At 64.5% G+C, this 13,693-nt stretch carries 14 protein-coding genes; 5 read left to right on the forward strand and 9 right to left on the reverse strand.

Going from position 1 to position 13,693, the window contains the following annotated elements; translation table 11 throughout:
• The first annotated feature begins 39 nt into the window (after positions 1-39).
• Positions 40-612, forward strand: a complete 573-nt coding sequence (locus tag AUL31_RS07770) for a TetR/AcrR family transcriptional regulator (RefSeq protein ID WP_060604030.1) — start codon at positions 40-42, stop codon at positions 610-612.
• Here AUL31_RS07770 and AUL31_RS07775 read toward each other — a convergent pair.
• The 6 genes from AUL31_RS07775 to AUL31_RS07800 all read right to left on the reverse strand — a co-directional run bounded on the left by AUL31_RS07775 (position 606) and on the right by AUL31_RS07800 (position 7,288).
• Positions 606-2,141, reverse strand: a complete 1,536-nt coding sequence (locus tag AUL31_RS07775) for a cryptochrome/photolyase family protein (RefSeq protein ID WP_060604034.1) — start codon at positions 2,139-2,141, stop codon at positions 606-608. The genes AUL31_RS07770 and AUL31_RS07775 overlap by 7 nt on opposite strands.
• Positions 2,142-2,185: 44 nt before the next feature.
• Positions 2,186-3,634, reverse strand: coding sequence for a dihydropyrimidinase (hydA, locus tag AUL31_RS07780; RefSeq protein ID WP_060604038.1), 1,449 nt, complete (start codon positions 3,632-3,634; stop codon positions 2,186-2,188).
• The gene (locus tag AUL31_RS20265) at positions 3,631-4,848 is read right to left on the reverse strand and encodes a cysteine desulfurase-like protein (RefSeq protein ID WP_060604041.1); all 1,218 of its coding nucleotides are present in this window, start codon (positions 4,846-4,848) and stop codon (positions 3,631-3,633) included. The genes hydA and AUL31_RS20265 overlap by 4 nt, the downstream gene beginning before the upstream one ends.
• 19 nt (positions 4,849-4,867) lie before the next feature.
• Positions 4,868-5,542: an amino acid ABC transporter permease gene (locus AUL31_RS07790; RefSeq protein WP_060604044.1), complete on the reverse strand. Its 675-nt coding sequence runs from the start codon at positions 5,540-5,542 to the stop codon at positions 4,868-4,870.
• A gap of 67 nt (positions 5,543-5,609) precedes the next feature.
• On the reverse strand, positions 5,610-6,392 hold the full coding sequence (locus AUL31_RS07795; RefSeq protein WP_060604046.1) for a transporter substrate-binding domain-containing protein: 783 nt from the start codon (positions 6,390-6,392) through the stop codon (positions 5,610-5,612).
• Between the two features lie 143 nt (positions 6,393-6,535).
• Positions 6,536-7,288, reverse strand: a complete 753-nt coding sequence (locus tag AUL31_RS07800) for a GntR family transcriptional regulator (protein WP_060605216.1) — start codon at positions 7,286-7,288, stop codon at positions 6,536-6,538.
• 318 nt (positions 7,289-7,606) lie between these two features.
• Between AUL31_RS07800 and AUL31_RS07805 the strand changes: the two genes are divergently transcribed.
• The 3 genes from AUL31_RS07805 to AUL31_RS07815 are packed head-to-tail and all read left to right on the forward strand — an operon-like array spanning position 7,607 to position 9,439.
• Entirely contained in the window at positions 7,607-8,479 is an 873-nt protein-coding gene (locus AUL31_RS07805; protein ID WP_060604050.1) for an alpha/beta hydrolase, read from the forward strand.
• A gap of 28 nt (positions 8,480-8,507) precedes the next feature.
• A complete protein-coding gene (locus tag AUL31_RS07810; protein ID WP_060604053.1) occupies positions 8,508-8,867 on the forward strand; it encodes a YciI family protein in 360 nt (119 codons plus the stop codon).
• Positions 8,864-9,439 carry an AAA family ATPase gene (locus tag AUL31_RS07815; RefSeq protein WP_060604056.1) on the forward strand — a complete coding sequence of 192 codons (576 nt, stop codon included), beginning with the start codon at positions 8,864-8,866 and terminating at the stop codon, positions 9,437-9,439. Before AUL31_RS07810 ends, AUL31_RS07815 begins: the two co-directional genes overlap by 4 nt.
• Here AUL31_RS07815 and AUL31_RS07820 read toward each other — a convergent pair.
• Complete coding sequence (locus AUL31_RS07820; RefSeq protein ID WP_060604058.1) at positions 9,403-10,227, reverse strand: VOC family protein; 825 nt, start codon at positions 10,225-10,227, stop codon at positions 9,403-9,405. The two genes, AUL31_RS07815 and AUL31_RS07820, sit on opposite strands and share 37 nt — an antisense overlap.
• Positions 10,228-10,373: 146 nt before the next feature.
• Between AUL31_RS07820 and AUL31_RS07825 the strand changes: the two genes are divergently transcribed.
• Complete coding sequence (locus AUL31_RS07825; protein WP_060604061.1) at positions 10,374-11,084, forward strand: DUF1428 domain-containing protein; 711 nt, start codon at positions 10,374-10,376, stop codon at positions 11,082-11,084.
• Positions 11,085-11,126: 42 nt separating this feature from the next.
• Here AUL31_RS07825 and AUL31_RS20270 read toward each other — a convergent pair whose 3' ends face one another.
• On the reverse strand, positions 11,127-11,303 hold the full coding sequence (locus AUL31_RS20270) for a hypothetical protein (protein ID WP_156417288.1): 177 nt from the start codon (positions 11,301-11,303) through the stop codon (positions 11,127-11,129).
• Between the two features lie 134 nt (positions 11,304-11,437).
• Positions 11,438-13,648 (reverse strand): TonB-dependent receptor, encoded by a 2,211-nt coding sequence (locus tag AUL31_RS07830; RefSeq protein ID WP_060604064.1) that lies wholly within the window; start codon positions 13,646-13,648, stop codon positions 11,438-11,440.
• Between the last annotated feature and the right edge of the window lie 45 nt (positions 13,649-13,693).

A 13,693-nucleotide genomic window follows, 5' to 3' on the forward strand; every position in this document is an offset into this window, starting at 1 on the left:
GGGGTGGGTATGATGGCAGGCCGGCGGCGTGCGGATAGGATGGAAGAAAACCGGCGAAAGCTGATCGCCGCAGCCAGGCGCGCCTTTGCCGGGCATGGCTTCGCCAAGGCGTCCATGGATGAGCTTACGGCAGAGGCGGGCCTGACGCGCGGCGCGCTCTACCATGGCTTCGGCGACAAGAAGGGTCTTCTTGCCGCCGTCGTCGCCGAGGTCGACGGCGAGATGGCCGCGCGGGCGCAACGGGCGGGCGAAGCTGCGCCATCCGCCTGGGAAGGGCTCATGGCAGAGGGTGCGGCCTATATTTCGATGGCCCTCGATCCGGAGATCCGCCGCATCGTGCTTCTGGATGGACCGGCCTTTCTGGGCGACCCGTCCCAATGGCCGAGCCAGAGCGCCTGCCTTGAGGTAACGCTTGCCACGGTGGCGCGGCTGATCGACGATGGCACGATGCGGCCGGTGGATGTGGAAGCGGCGGCACGGCTGTTGAACGGGGCGGCGCTGAACGCCGCGCTCTGGGTTGCCGCAAGCGCGACCCCGAGGCAGACGCTGCCCAAGGCGGTCGAGGCATTCCGGCTGATGGCATCGGGTTTCCTGGCGCGGCCGCCTCAGTAATCGCCCGATGACGGCAGCGCCGCCAGGAAGGTTCTGGCGCTGGCCCGCATATCGGCCACGACGGTCTTGTCCATCCGGTCCAGCGTCGCATAGGTGCGCGTCATGCGTCGGTTGTCGCGCAGGCGCCCGGCGTTGCGCGCCATGAAATCCCAATAGAGATAGTTGAAGGGGCACGCGTCATCGCCGGTGCGCTGCTTAACGTCGTAGCGGCAGTTTTCGCAGTAATCGGACATGCGGTTGATGTAGTTGCCAGAGGCCGCATAGGGCTTGGTCGCGAAGAGCCCATCGTCGGCATGCAGGATCATGCCGACGACATTGGGCATTTCCACCCACTCATAGGCGTCGTGATAGACGACGAGGTACCACTCCTGCACCTGACGCGGATCGAGCCCCGCGAGCAGGCAGAAATTGCCGAGCACCATGAGCCGCTGGATATGGTGGGCATAGGCATTGTCACGCGTTTCGCCGATGCACTGCGCCATGCAGTTCAATTCGGTAGCGCCCGTCCAGAAGAAGTCGGGCAAGGGCCGGTGTGCCCCCAGTGCGTTGCGCGCGGCATAAGAGGGCATCTCGCGCCAGTAGATGCCTCGGATGAACTCACGCCAGCCGATGATCTGCCGCACGAACCCCTCGACGGCATTCAACGGCGCGTCGCCCTTTCCGTAGGCGGCCAGCGCCGCCTCGCAACACTCTGCCGGCAATAGCAGGCCGCAATTGATGAGGGCGGACAAATGCGAGTGGAACAGCAGCGGCTGCCCTTCCACCATCGCATCCTGATAAGAGCCGAACGATGGAAGCGCCTCCTGCACGAACCAGCGCAGGTAGCCTTTCGCCTGCTTGCGCGTAACCGGATAATCGAAGGCATCCAGCCGCCCGAAATGATTGCCGAACCGCTCGCGCACGAGGGCCAGCACCTCTTCGGTCGTCGCATCGGGCGGATAGGTCGGCCTGTCGGGCATCGCCATGCCTGCGGGCATCGGCTCGCGGTTTTCGGCATCGTAATTCCAGCGCCCGCCGACCGGATGTTCGCCATCCATCAGATAGCCGGTATGGCGCCGCATCCGGCGGTAGAAATTCTCCATCAACAGCGCCCGGCCGTCACCCGCCATGGCGTCGAAATCGTCCCGAGGGCACAGGAAGCGGTCATCCGGCCGGATGTCGACAGGCACGCCGAGCGTATCCTGCCAACCCTCCAGCATCTGCTGCACGCGCCATTCGCCGGCCTCGGTAACGACCACGCCGTCCAGCGCATGGCGCGCAAGGGCGCGCTGCACCTCTCCGGTGAAACTGCCGCTGTTGCCCGCAGCGTCGAGCGTGACATAGTCCACCGATACGCCCTCCGCGCCGAGATCGGCCGCGAAATGGCGCATCGCCGAAAACAGGAAGGCGATCTTGCGCTGATGGTGGCGCACATAGGTCGCCTCGTCGGCGACTTCGGCCATCAGTACGACGTCGCCCCTCTGCAGATCGGACAGGCTGGACAGGCTGCGGCTGAGCTGATCGCCGAGAACGGGTCGAAGTCGAGGCATGGGCAGACCGCTTCATCCGGGCCCATTGCACGGGCGGGAACGCGCTAGATGTCGTGCACGGCCGCCGCAGCAAGGGCCCTGCGACGCTCCATACCACCCGCAAGGCCGGACAGATCGCGCGGGACGTAGCGGCCGGTGCCGATGCCGCCGACAAGCGCCCCGTCACGGACCATGACCCGGCCACCTAGAATGGTCGTCGTCGGCCAGCCGCGCACCTCTACTCCCTCGTAGGGCGTATAGTCCGAGCCGTCATGCAACTCGGCATGGCGGATCGTACGGACTTCGTCCGGGTTCCAGATGGCGATGTCGGCATCCATGCCCACCGCGATCGCGCCCTTGCGCGACAGGCCATACGTCTTTGCATGGTTGGTCGACGACAAGGCCACGAAACGCGGCAGGTCGATCCGCCCCTTCATGACGCCTTCGGAAAACAGGATCGGTAACCGCGTCTCCACGCCGGGTATGCCGTTGGGGATATGGCGGAAGCTGGTTCGCCCACGAGGGTTGAGCTTGCCCATGGGGTCGTCGTAGCGAAACGGGCAGTGATCGGACGAGAACAGGTCGAACACCCCCGTTTCCACGCCGCGCCAGCAGGCATCCTGGCTTTCGCGGTCGCGCGGCGGCGGCGAGCAGACGAATTTGGCGCCCTCCCAATCCATTCCATCGAGGTCTGCTGCCGTCAGCATCAGATATTGCGGGCAGGTTTCGCCCACCACCTTCAGGCCGCGCGCCCGCGCCCTGGCGATCTCGTCCATGGCCTGGCCGTTCGACACGTGCACGATGACGACGGGAACGTCGGTGATCTCCGCCAGCGACAGGGCACGGTGCGTGGCCTCCCGCTCGACCGCGGCGGGCCGCGTCGAGGCATGGGCACGGGGGGCGACGTCGCCCCTGGCTTCATGCAGGCCGATCAGATAGCGGATCGCATCCTCGTTCTCGCAATGGACCATCACCAGCGCGCCGGTGCGCCGCGCCGTATCCATCGTGGCCAGGATTTCGGCATCGTTGAGCCGCAATCCCTCATAGGTCATGAACACCTTGAAGGACGTATAGCCATCGGCCACCAGCGCCGGCAGCTCCTGCCCCAGCACCGAGGCGGACGGGTCGGACACGATCAGGTGGAAGGAGACGTCCGTATAGCAGCGCCCTTCCGCCAGGGCATGGTAGTCGGCAAGCGCCGCGCGCAGCGAATGGCCCTTCTGCTGCAGGCAGAAGGGCAGGATGGTCGTATTGCCGCCGAACAGGGCCGACAGGGTTCCGCTTTCGAAATCGTCGGCCATCACTATGCCGTCGCCGGACGGCTGGGCGATATGGACATGACTGTCGATGCCGCCGGGCAGCACATAGCGCCCGCCTGCGTCGATCTCCTCGCCGGCGGCGCCGAGCCCCTCCCCGATCAGGGCGATGCGCCCGTCGCGGATGCCGATATCTGCACGGAAGACGTCGGACGCGGTCGCCACCGTTCCGTTGCGGATGACGAGATCCAGCGTCACAGTGTCGGCTCCAGCGCGGCGATCAACCTGTCCACCTCGTCCAGCGTATTGTAGTGGACCATCGATACGCGCACGACGCCGTCCTGCGCCATCAGGCCATGCTCTTCCACGATGCGGCGCGCATAGAAATCGCCGTTGCGGATGCCGATATGCGCCGCATCGACCGCGTCCACGATCCGCTTCGAGCTTTCCGCGCCGACGACGAAGGAAACGGTGGAGACGCGGTCGGCGATGGCGGTCGATGTCCTGCCGATGACGCGCACCGAATTGCGCGACGACAGATAGTCGATCAGCCGGGCGGTCAAAGCGCGCTCCTGTTCGGCAATGGCGTCGAAGCCTGCCTCTATCGCAGCGCGCCCGTCGGCGGCGCCGGCCATGCGGCCAATCTCCTCGACATAATCCACGGCGCCAATCGCACCCCAGGCGCATTCGTAATTGATGTTGCCCGGCTCCAGCTTATGCGGCACCCGGCTCTTGTCGAAGAAGTAGTGGTAGATGTTGTCCAGCGCCTCCAGCCGGTCGCGCCGGCCGTACATCACCGCATGATGGGGCCCGAATACCTTGTAGACGCTGAAGACATAGTAATCCGCCTTCAGGGCTTTCACGTCGATGGCGCGGTGCGGGGCATAGGCGACCGCATCGACGACGAGCTCGGCCCCGGCCGCGTGGACGATGTCGGCGATCTCGGCGATCGGGTTGATCGTGCCGAGGATGTTGGAGGCATGGGTGACGCAGACCAGCCGTGTCCGCTCGCCGATCAGGCCCTTCAGCGCCGCGAGGTCCAGCTCGAAGGTGTCCGGGTCGCAGCGCCACCATTTGATGATCACGCCCCGTTCCGCATGCTTGAGCCATGGGCCGATATTGGCCTCGTGGTCGACATTCGTCAGGATGATCTCGTCGCCCGGCTGCAGCCGTCCCGTCATCGCCTCGGACAGGAAGCGCAGCAGGATCGTGGTGTTCGGCCCCTCGACGATCTCGCCGGGATCGCAGTTCATGAACCGGGCGAAGGCGTCGCGCGTCTGCGACACGCGCTCCATCGACCGTCGGCTCGGCGCATAGCTGGCGCCGGTCTGCACATTGGAGGTCAGCAGATAGTCGGATACGCGCTCCGCTACCCGGCGCGGCACCTGGCTGCCGCCGGCATTGTCCATGAATGCCCACTCCCCCGCCAAAGCGGGAAACTGCGCGCGGACGTAATCGATGTCGAGGGACATTGCAGTGCCTGGCTTTCTGTCAGTGACGCCCCTGCCGTGCGCTGCGCTGCTCGTATTTCGCGACGAGCCGCACCATGGGCAGCAGGATGACGAGGTAGAGGATGGCCGCGCCGATGAGCGGCGTCGGATTGGCGGCAAGGGCCTGCGCCTGTGTCGCCTGCTTCAGAAGGTCCGGCAGTGCCACCACCGAGGCCAGCGCCGTATCCTTCATGACGTTGATGGAATTGTTGGTCAGCGGCGGAATGACGACGCGGATCGCCTGTGGCAGCACGACATGGCGCATCCGGCGATAGGCGTGGAGCCCCAGGGCATCCGCCGCCTCGAACTGGCCGCGCGGCACCGCCTCGATACCCGCGCGGAAGATTTCGGCCGCATAGGCGGCAGACACCGTCGCCAGCGCAAAGCAGGCCGCGACGAAGGGCGAAAAGCGGATGCCGACGAATGGCAGCGCATAATAGACGATCACCAGCCAGACCAGCACAGGCAAGGCGCGGAAGACGTCTATGTAAGCGATGGCCAGGATGCGAAACGGCCGGGCCGCATACAGGCGCACCAGCGCCAGCAGCAGGCCGCCGATAAGGCCGAACACAATGGACAGAAGCCCCAGCAGAACCGTACGGCCCAGCCCCTGCAACAGCAGCGGAAAATACCGGATCAGGACATCGATGTTGAAGAATGTGCTGACGAGATCCATCACCGGTCTTCCGCTGGACGGGGATGCCGGAAGCGCGGCGCGCTGCCGGCAGGGTTGAAATGCAACCTCAGAGCTTCGGCATCTCGGCATTCACGACGGTCGACGTTGCGGCGTCGGGCGCCGAGCCGAACCACGTCTCGTGCAGCTTGGCCATGAAGCCGTCGCTCTTCATTTCGCCGATCGCCTTCGTCGCCTCTGCGGCAAGCGGCGAATCCTTGGCGAACATGATGGAATATTGCTCGCCCGTACGGATGCGCTCGACGACGGCGTATTGCGGCTTGTCCTTGATGTAGTATTCGACCGCCGGAATATCGGAGACGTAGCCGTCGATACGGCCGGCCGCGAGATCGAGCATCGCCGGCGAAAGCCCCTCGAAACGGCGGATGTCGGAGATGCCGTATTCGGCCTGGTGTTCCGTTGCCCACATGTCGCCGGTGGAGCCGGTATCGACCCCGACCACCTTGCCGGACAGGCCGGAAAGGCCCGTGATGCCCGAGGATTCCAGCACCGAGAGCGACTGGTCGCTATCGTAGTAGGGCTGTGCGAAGGACACCGATTCCAGCCGCTTGGCGGTGATGGTGATGGACGAGATGGCCGCATCGATGCGGCCGGACTGGACGGCCGAGAACAAGCCGTTGAAGGGGATGTTCTCGATCTTCACCTCGTCATAGCCAAGGCGCCGGGCCACTTCCTGGACCAGGTCGACTTCGAAGCCGACGACCTCGGACTGCTCGTTCTGGAACTCCCACGGCACGTTGCCGACATTGGCGCCGACCGTCAGCGTCTTGGCGACGGCCGGGCTGGCGATGGCGGCGATAAGGGCAAATGCGGCGATTGACTTGCGGATCATGACGGCTCCTTGCGTGGCTGAGGAACGACGCCGAGCATCCGCCTAAGTCTTGGGCACAGAATGCTCAACAATCGTGCACTTTAACTGCATGCACTTCATACACCAATCTGTACGTCGAGTTGAGCGAAAGTCCAAGCGAAAATTCAACTGCCTGGCGAAGATCGGTCGGTTTGCTCGTCCGCGCGACGCGCCTTCCGGCCCGGCGCGGCCACCCGTTCGGCCTCGGCATACGGCCGCAGCACGTCCATGAGGCTGACGCGCGCGGCAGGCGTCTTCAGAAAGGCCCTGGACGCGACCTCGTCCAGATGGTGCGCCATCAGCCGCGCGGCGGCATCCGCATCGTCCGACACCAGCGCATCGATGATGGCGCGATGCTCCGAGACGGCGCACTCGGAAGAATGCGGCCGCCCGAAGGTGGCCAGCGACAGGCTGGATCGGTAGGCGATCTCGCGGACAAACCGGGTCAGGGTGGGCTTTCCGGTCATGTCCGCCAGCATCACGTGAAACTCCGTCGCAAGGCGGATGGAGTTGGCTTCCGGTCCGCCGCGCGCCTTTTCCTCTTCGCGGACATGGGCCTTCAGAGCCTCGACCTGATCGGGGTTCAGGTTGCCGCACAGAGCGTGCACCACCAGCCGCTCCAGCTCCCGCCGGATGTTGAACTCGTCTCGCGCCTCCTCGAAGGACGGCGTCGCCACGATGGCGATGCGGTTGCGCCGCAACTCCACCAGGCCCTCCGAAGCAAGTTGCCCCAGCGCATGCCGCGCGATGGTGCGACTGACGCCGAAACGTTCGCCGAGCGTGTCCTCCGGCAGCTTGTCGCCCGGCGCGAGCGCCTGTTCCAGGATCGCGCGGCGGATTGCGCGGCATATGACGAGTGTACGGTTGGAAGCATCCATCGGCGTCTGTTCGGCTTGGTGGCGGGATAAGGCTCTGTAGCATCCATAGAAGCCGGCGGACACAGTTTGCACAAGATACATGCTCCTGCATCAATCGCATGCAGTCCGATAGTTGTTTCCCGTACATTTCGGACGGCCTATTTTCTTGCTACCAGCCGTGCGGCAGAACGGCGGCGACGGATCGCCGCGCGGCCACGCGTTTGAAAAGTCGCAGCGCTACGCCAGTTCCACCCGGGCGCCGGCCTGGACATCGGCATTTCAACGGAGTGCTGCGATGGGATACGGCAGATCGGACGCATGTAACCGGACCTTCCGCGCATGAGACTTGCCCGCCGTTTCGGCGCGGCCTCCCTGGTTGCGGGCATTGCCGTCTTGTTGACAGGCTGCGCGAGCCAGGTGGTCGACCTGATCACCAGCCGGGCGGGTTACAGCGTTTCGAAAGACATCGCGTACGGGCCGGATCCACGCCAGACATACGATCTCTATGTGCCCGACGGCGCAACAGCGGCAACGCCGCTGGTGGTATTCATCCATGGCGGATCGTGGGACACCGGTTCCAAGAACATCTACCGCTTCGTCGGACAGGCGCTGACGGCGCAGGGATATGTCGTCGCCATCCCCGAATACAGGCTGTATCCGCAGGTTACCTTCCCTGCATTCGTCGAGGATGCGGCAAGCGCATTCGCGGCCATCGAAGACAGGGTGCGGGCCGGCGCCGACGGGCTGCCGGCCGGGCCGCATCCCATGGCGCTGATGGGTCACTCGGCCGGCGCCGAGATTGCGGCACTGCTGGCTTTCGATCAAAGCTACCTTGCGGCTGCGGGCTCATCGCGAGAGCGCATTTCCGCGTTTGTGGGCCTGGCCGGCCCTTACGACTTCCTGCCGTTGACGGACGAGCGCTACAAGCGCATCTTCCCGCCAGCGCTGCGCCAGCGCAGCCAGCCCGTCAACTACGCCGACGGCAACGGACCGCCGACACTCCTGATCCATGGCACCGCCGACACTACGGTGGCGCCGGACAATTCGGTTTCGATGGCGCGCGCCATAAAGCGCGCGGGCGGCACGGTAACGCTGCGCCTTTTCGATGGGGTCGATCATCTCGGTCCCATCTCGGCTTTTGTTACGGCACTTCCCGTTTCCGACAAGGCAATGCGCGAAGCGGTGTTCACATTCCTGCAGGACCACGAGTAAGGCAAAGCAAGACCGACAGGAGGAAACGATGCGCGTGATGGTGATCGTAAAGGCCAGTGCGGACTCGGAAGCGGGCACCATGCCCTCTGCGCAATTGCTGGAGGCGATGGAAGACTTCAACAGACAATTGATCGCCGCCGGCATCATGGTGACGGGAGACGGGCTCAAGCCCTCGTCGCAGGGCAAGCGCATCCATTTCGACGGCACCGCGCGTACGGTGAGCGACGGGCCATTTGCCCAGACAAACGAACTCGTCGCCGGCTTCTGGCTGTGGCAGGTGCGCGATATGGACGAGGCGATGGAATGGGCGCAGCGATGCCCCAACCCGATGCCAGGGCCCAGCGATCTGGAAATCCGCCCGCTTTACGAAATGGCGGATTTCGAGTGAGCGATACTGGCGGACGGCATGTCGTCCTGTCCGGCTGTTCGGGTGGCGGCAAGTCCAGCCTGCTGGCGGAACTGTCGCAGCGCGGTTTTGCCACCGTTCCGGAGCCCGGCCGCAGGATCGTGCAGCGCGAAGCGCAAGGCAGCGGCGCGGCACTGCCATGGGTCGATCTTGCCGCCTTCGCTGTCAAGGCTGTGGCATTGGCGGCCGAGGACCGCAAAGCCGCCGCGCATGTGCCAGATCCGGTCTTCTTTGACCGCAGCCTTGTCGATGCGGCCGTGGCGCTGGAACATGCGACAGGGTATCCTTCAAGGCAAACCCTTGCCGACCATGAGAGCTACCATCCGCAGGTTTTCCTGACGCCGCCCTGGCCTGAGATCTATGTCCACGACCCGGAGCGTCGGCACGGGTTCGACGATGCGACCGCCGAGTATGACCGCCTCCTGGCCGCCTATGTCGACCTTGGCTACGAGGCCATCATCCTGCCGAAAGCGGGCGTCGCCGACAGGGCCGACTTTGTCTTGGACTGCCTGTCACCTTACTCTGCCCGCTCGAAGCGGATTTCGACGCCGTAGGCGGTCTCGGCCGGAATGGTCAGCCTGTCGCCCGCACGTTCGAACGCGATACCGGCCGCGCCGAGGCGGTCTGCCTGCGCATCGATGTCCGGCACGGCAACGGCAAATGCCGTGAAGCGGGCACCGTCCCCCTGCTCGGCCGGCACGACATCGATCCGGCCGCCATCCAGCGGGAAGACGCCATCGCCCTGCGGCACGCCGCCGGTAAAGGCGGCAAGGAAGGCTTCGTGCGCAGGCGGATGGGCGGCGGCAAGCGTTACGCCTGCAATATTGCGCCCGCCATTGGGGTGGGCCTGGAACTGCGGGTTCCAGAAGTTTTCCGGATAATGCTGCTGGCAGACGAAGAAGCCGGCATCGGGTGCGGCCGCATCGACCGCGAAGGCCAGCGTGAAAGCGACATGCGTTTCGCTGCCATCCGGACGCCTGCCCTTGCGCTCGAAGAAAAACGGCTCGAAATCGCCGATACCGGCCTTGGCGAAGCGGGCCGCATCGGCCTTCGCATCGGCGCTGTCCAGCACCAGCATCGCCAGCCCCTGCCGCTGCCGGAGCGCATCGCGCACATAGGCGCCGAAGCTGAACCGGCCGGGCGCATGCGGCGGGATCGCCCCTTCGTCCGTCCCCACGGTGATCAGCTCGATGAAGGACGAGCGAAACTGCACCAGCCGGTTCTCGGTGCCCCAGGGATGCCGGTTGCGCGCGCCCACCATAAAGCCAAGCCGGTGATAGAAATCGCCCGCCGCATCCAGATCGCGGACGGTGACGACGAGGTGGTCGATCCTGCGGGGCATCCATGCTCTCCTTCTCTACCCACGGGGATAGCCGGGCGGCATCCGGATTGACAGGCCGAATATGAGTTGATATCAACATAAAAACGGCTGACGGTCGCGAACGTCGACAGGCTACCGGACATGCCCAACCATAAGAGGAAACGACCATGCCCTATATCGTCGGATGCGTGCTGCCCGTCATGGCCGGCAAGCGCGAACGCTTCATCGAGCAGGCCCGCCAGGCGGCGCCCTTCTTCCGGGAATTCGGCGCGCATTCCGTGGTGGATGCGGTCGGCGACGACGTACCCCACGGCAAGCTGACGGATTTTTACCGGTCGGTGGATGCAAAGGAGGGCGAGCTTGTTGGCTTCGGCTGGATCGAGTGGCCCGACAAGGCGACGCGTGACGCCGGCGAAGCGAAGATGATGGAAGACCCGCGCATGGACATGTCCGACATGGCCTTCGACGGCAAGCGGATGATCTTCGGCGGCTTCGACCCGGTGGTGGACGAAGGGCCCGGCGGCAATTTCGGCTATGTCGACGGCTTCCTGCTGGCGGTGCCGACCGACCGCAAAGAGGAGTTCATCGACCATTGCCGCAAGGCCGCGCCGATTTTCTTGAACAATGGCGCGACACGCCATGTCGAATGCTGGGGCCTCGACGTGCCGGCCGGCAAGGTGACCGACCTGCAGCGTGCCGTGCAGGTGAAGCCGGAAGAGACGGTCTGCTTTTCCTGGATCGAGTGGCCCGACAAGGCCACGCGGGACAGCGGCTTGAAAGCTGTCTTCGCCGACATGGAAAACAGCGGGGACGACAATCCCATGCCATTCGACGGCAAGCGGATGATCTATGGCGGCTTCGAGGTTGTCAGCCGCTGAGACGCAAAGGCGGGCCGCCCTGTATCGGACGGCCCGTAAATATCAGTGGATCAGTTCGTAAACGGCGATGCCGAGCCACGAGCCGAAATCGTTGAGCCCGCGTGCAACGTCATTGATCGAATTGCCGAGTTCCGACTGCGGGTTGGTAATCGGCTCACGCAGGGTGCCACCTTCGCCGCCGCTGACAATCTCGAATTCCTGCAAGGTCAGTTCACGCATTGTATCCTCCAACAAAGTTGTCTCGATAAATTCCAAATAGTACGAGACTGAAGGTAGCTTACTGTCAGATAACCACAATGCTACAGGTCGACGACTTGACGCCTCTTATTTATGCCACTTTCCGGCGTTCCCGACTAGAACTCGATTGCGGCTGAAACCGTGAAGGTGCGCGATGCGCCCGCCGCCAGGAAGCCGCGCGCCGACGAGGCCCAGTAATCCTCGCCGAACAGGTTCTCCACATTGGCGCGCAGTTCCACCGGCTTGTCGTAAGGGCCGGTGAAGGCATAGCGCAGGCCGGCATCGACGCGTGTCCAATCGTCGATCTTCTGCGTGTTCGCCTGATCGTACCAGGTGCTGCCGGTATGGATGACGCGGCCTGTCAGCGTCAGGCCCGGCGTCAGCCAGTCGATATCGTATTCGCCGTAGAGGTTGATGGCGACATTGGCGACGCCCGGCACGTCGTTGCCGTCGAAGCGGCCGCCCGCAGTGCGCTCCAGCTCGGCCTCGATCAGCGTGACGCCGCCCAGCAGCCGCACGCCATCCGCCACCTCGCCGAAGACATTCAGCTCCAGCCCGCGATTGACCTGCCGCCCCCCCACCGAAAAGATCCGCGTGACCGGATCGGTGAAGCCGCTGGCCTGGGTAATCTCGAATAGCGATGCGGTTACGGCCATGAAGCCGAAATCGTATTTGACGCCCACTTCCTTCTGGTCGTTCACCACCGGCGCGAAGATTTCGTTGGCATTGGCGGCGGTGGCCGGGGCGATGGGCCCTTCCGTCAGCGACTCCACATAGTTGCCGTAGACGGACAGGCTGTCGGTTACGCGCACCAGCGCGGCTACGGCCGGGCTCAGGCGGGAATCGCTGTAGTAATAGTTGCGCTCGCCCAGCGTCGGACCCGGCACGGTGGAGAAGCCGCGCGAGCGGATATCCTGGTAGCGCCCGCCCAGCGTCAGTTGGAAGCGGTCGTCGAACATGGACAGCGTATCGGTGAGCGCGATGCTGGTGAGCTGCAGATCGGCAAATTTCGGCCGGCCGCTGGCGCGCGGGAATGCGCTCGTATCGATGGGGCTGCCGACGAAGAAGGTCGGATCGTAGATATTGGTCGGGAAGCTCGGCAGCACGACGCGCGGAAAGCCGCCACGGTAGTTTTCGTTCAGCGCCTGCGAGGCCGAGACGTTCAACTGGTGGCCCACGGCCCCGGTTTCGAACGCCGACCGCGCCCCAACCTCTCCGGTGAAGCCCTGGATCTTCTGCGGCTGGATGGCCAGCGTGGCGGTGGCATCGCCGTTCTCGTCCTGGATCAGGTAGGACGAGGTCAGGAAGTCTTCCCGGTAGCGGCTTGCGCCACCGGCGATATACAGCGTTGTGTTGTCGAAAATGTCGTATTCGATGCGCCCGGCCGCCATCTGGTGCACGCTGTCGATATATTCGAACGAGTTGGCGGTGTTGATGCTGCCGTCCGGCGCGCGCGGAATGGTGATGCCCGGCACCGCGCCGTTGAACAGCGATGTCGGTGCATCGATTTGCTGGTTGGAATAATTGAGATCGAGAGAGGCGCGCAGGCGCTCGCCCCGATAGTCCAGCCCCACCGCGCCGACGCCGAGCTGGATGTCGTTGCGATCCAGCGTGGTATCGCCCGCGCGGTACGATCCGTTGACGCGGATGCCCCACTCTCCCGTCGGGCCGTAGCGCCGGCCGATATCGAAATGCGGCCAGATCTGCGAGTCGCTGATATAGGTGGTGGTGAGCCGTGTCAGCGGCGTATCGCCCGCGCGCTTCGGCACGAGGTTGATGGTGCCGCCCACCCGGCCGACGCCACCGTTGAGAAGGGTGGAGGGGCCTTTCAGGATCTCGACCCGCTCGATCCCCTCCAGATAGCTGCGCCGGGGATTGGCGATATAGAACAACCCGTCATAGGCGGTATCGAGATTGGTGACCGAGAAGCCGCGGATAAAGAACGCGTCGCGCTCGCTGAAGGCCGGGGCATCGTTGCGCACCGATGGGTCGTTCAACACCACATCCGCCAGCGTGCGCGCCTGCTGGTCGCGGATCAGCTTGTCGGTGTAGCCGGTTACGTTGAAGGGCGTTTCCATGAAGCTGCGGTTGCCCAGCATGCCCAGCCGGGCGCCGGACCCCACCTGCCCGCCGGCATAGGGCGCGGGCGGCTGGCCCACCGTTCCGGTAGCCGGCAGGCCGTTGCCGCCCTGCCCGCCGCCCTGCACGACAACCTCGTCCAACAGCACGGAGTCGATCTGCTGTGCATGGGCGGACGTGCCATGCGCCAGCGCCAGGATGCACGCCCCGCCCGCCAGATAGCGGAAAAATGCGCCTTGCTTCGACATCGCCAAACCCTCTGCGACCAACCTTCGGATCGGGCTTACGATGGC

The sequence above is a fragment of the Aureimonas altamirensis genome, assembly GCF_001463885.1.
GTDB classification, from domain to species: domain Bacteria; phylum Pseudomonadota; class Alphaproteobacteria; order Rhizobiales; family Rhizobiaceae; genus Aureimonas; species Aureimonas altamirensis.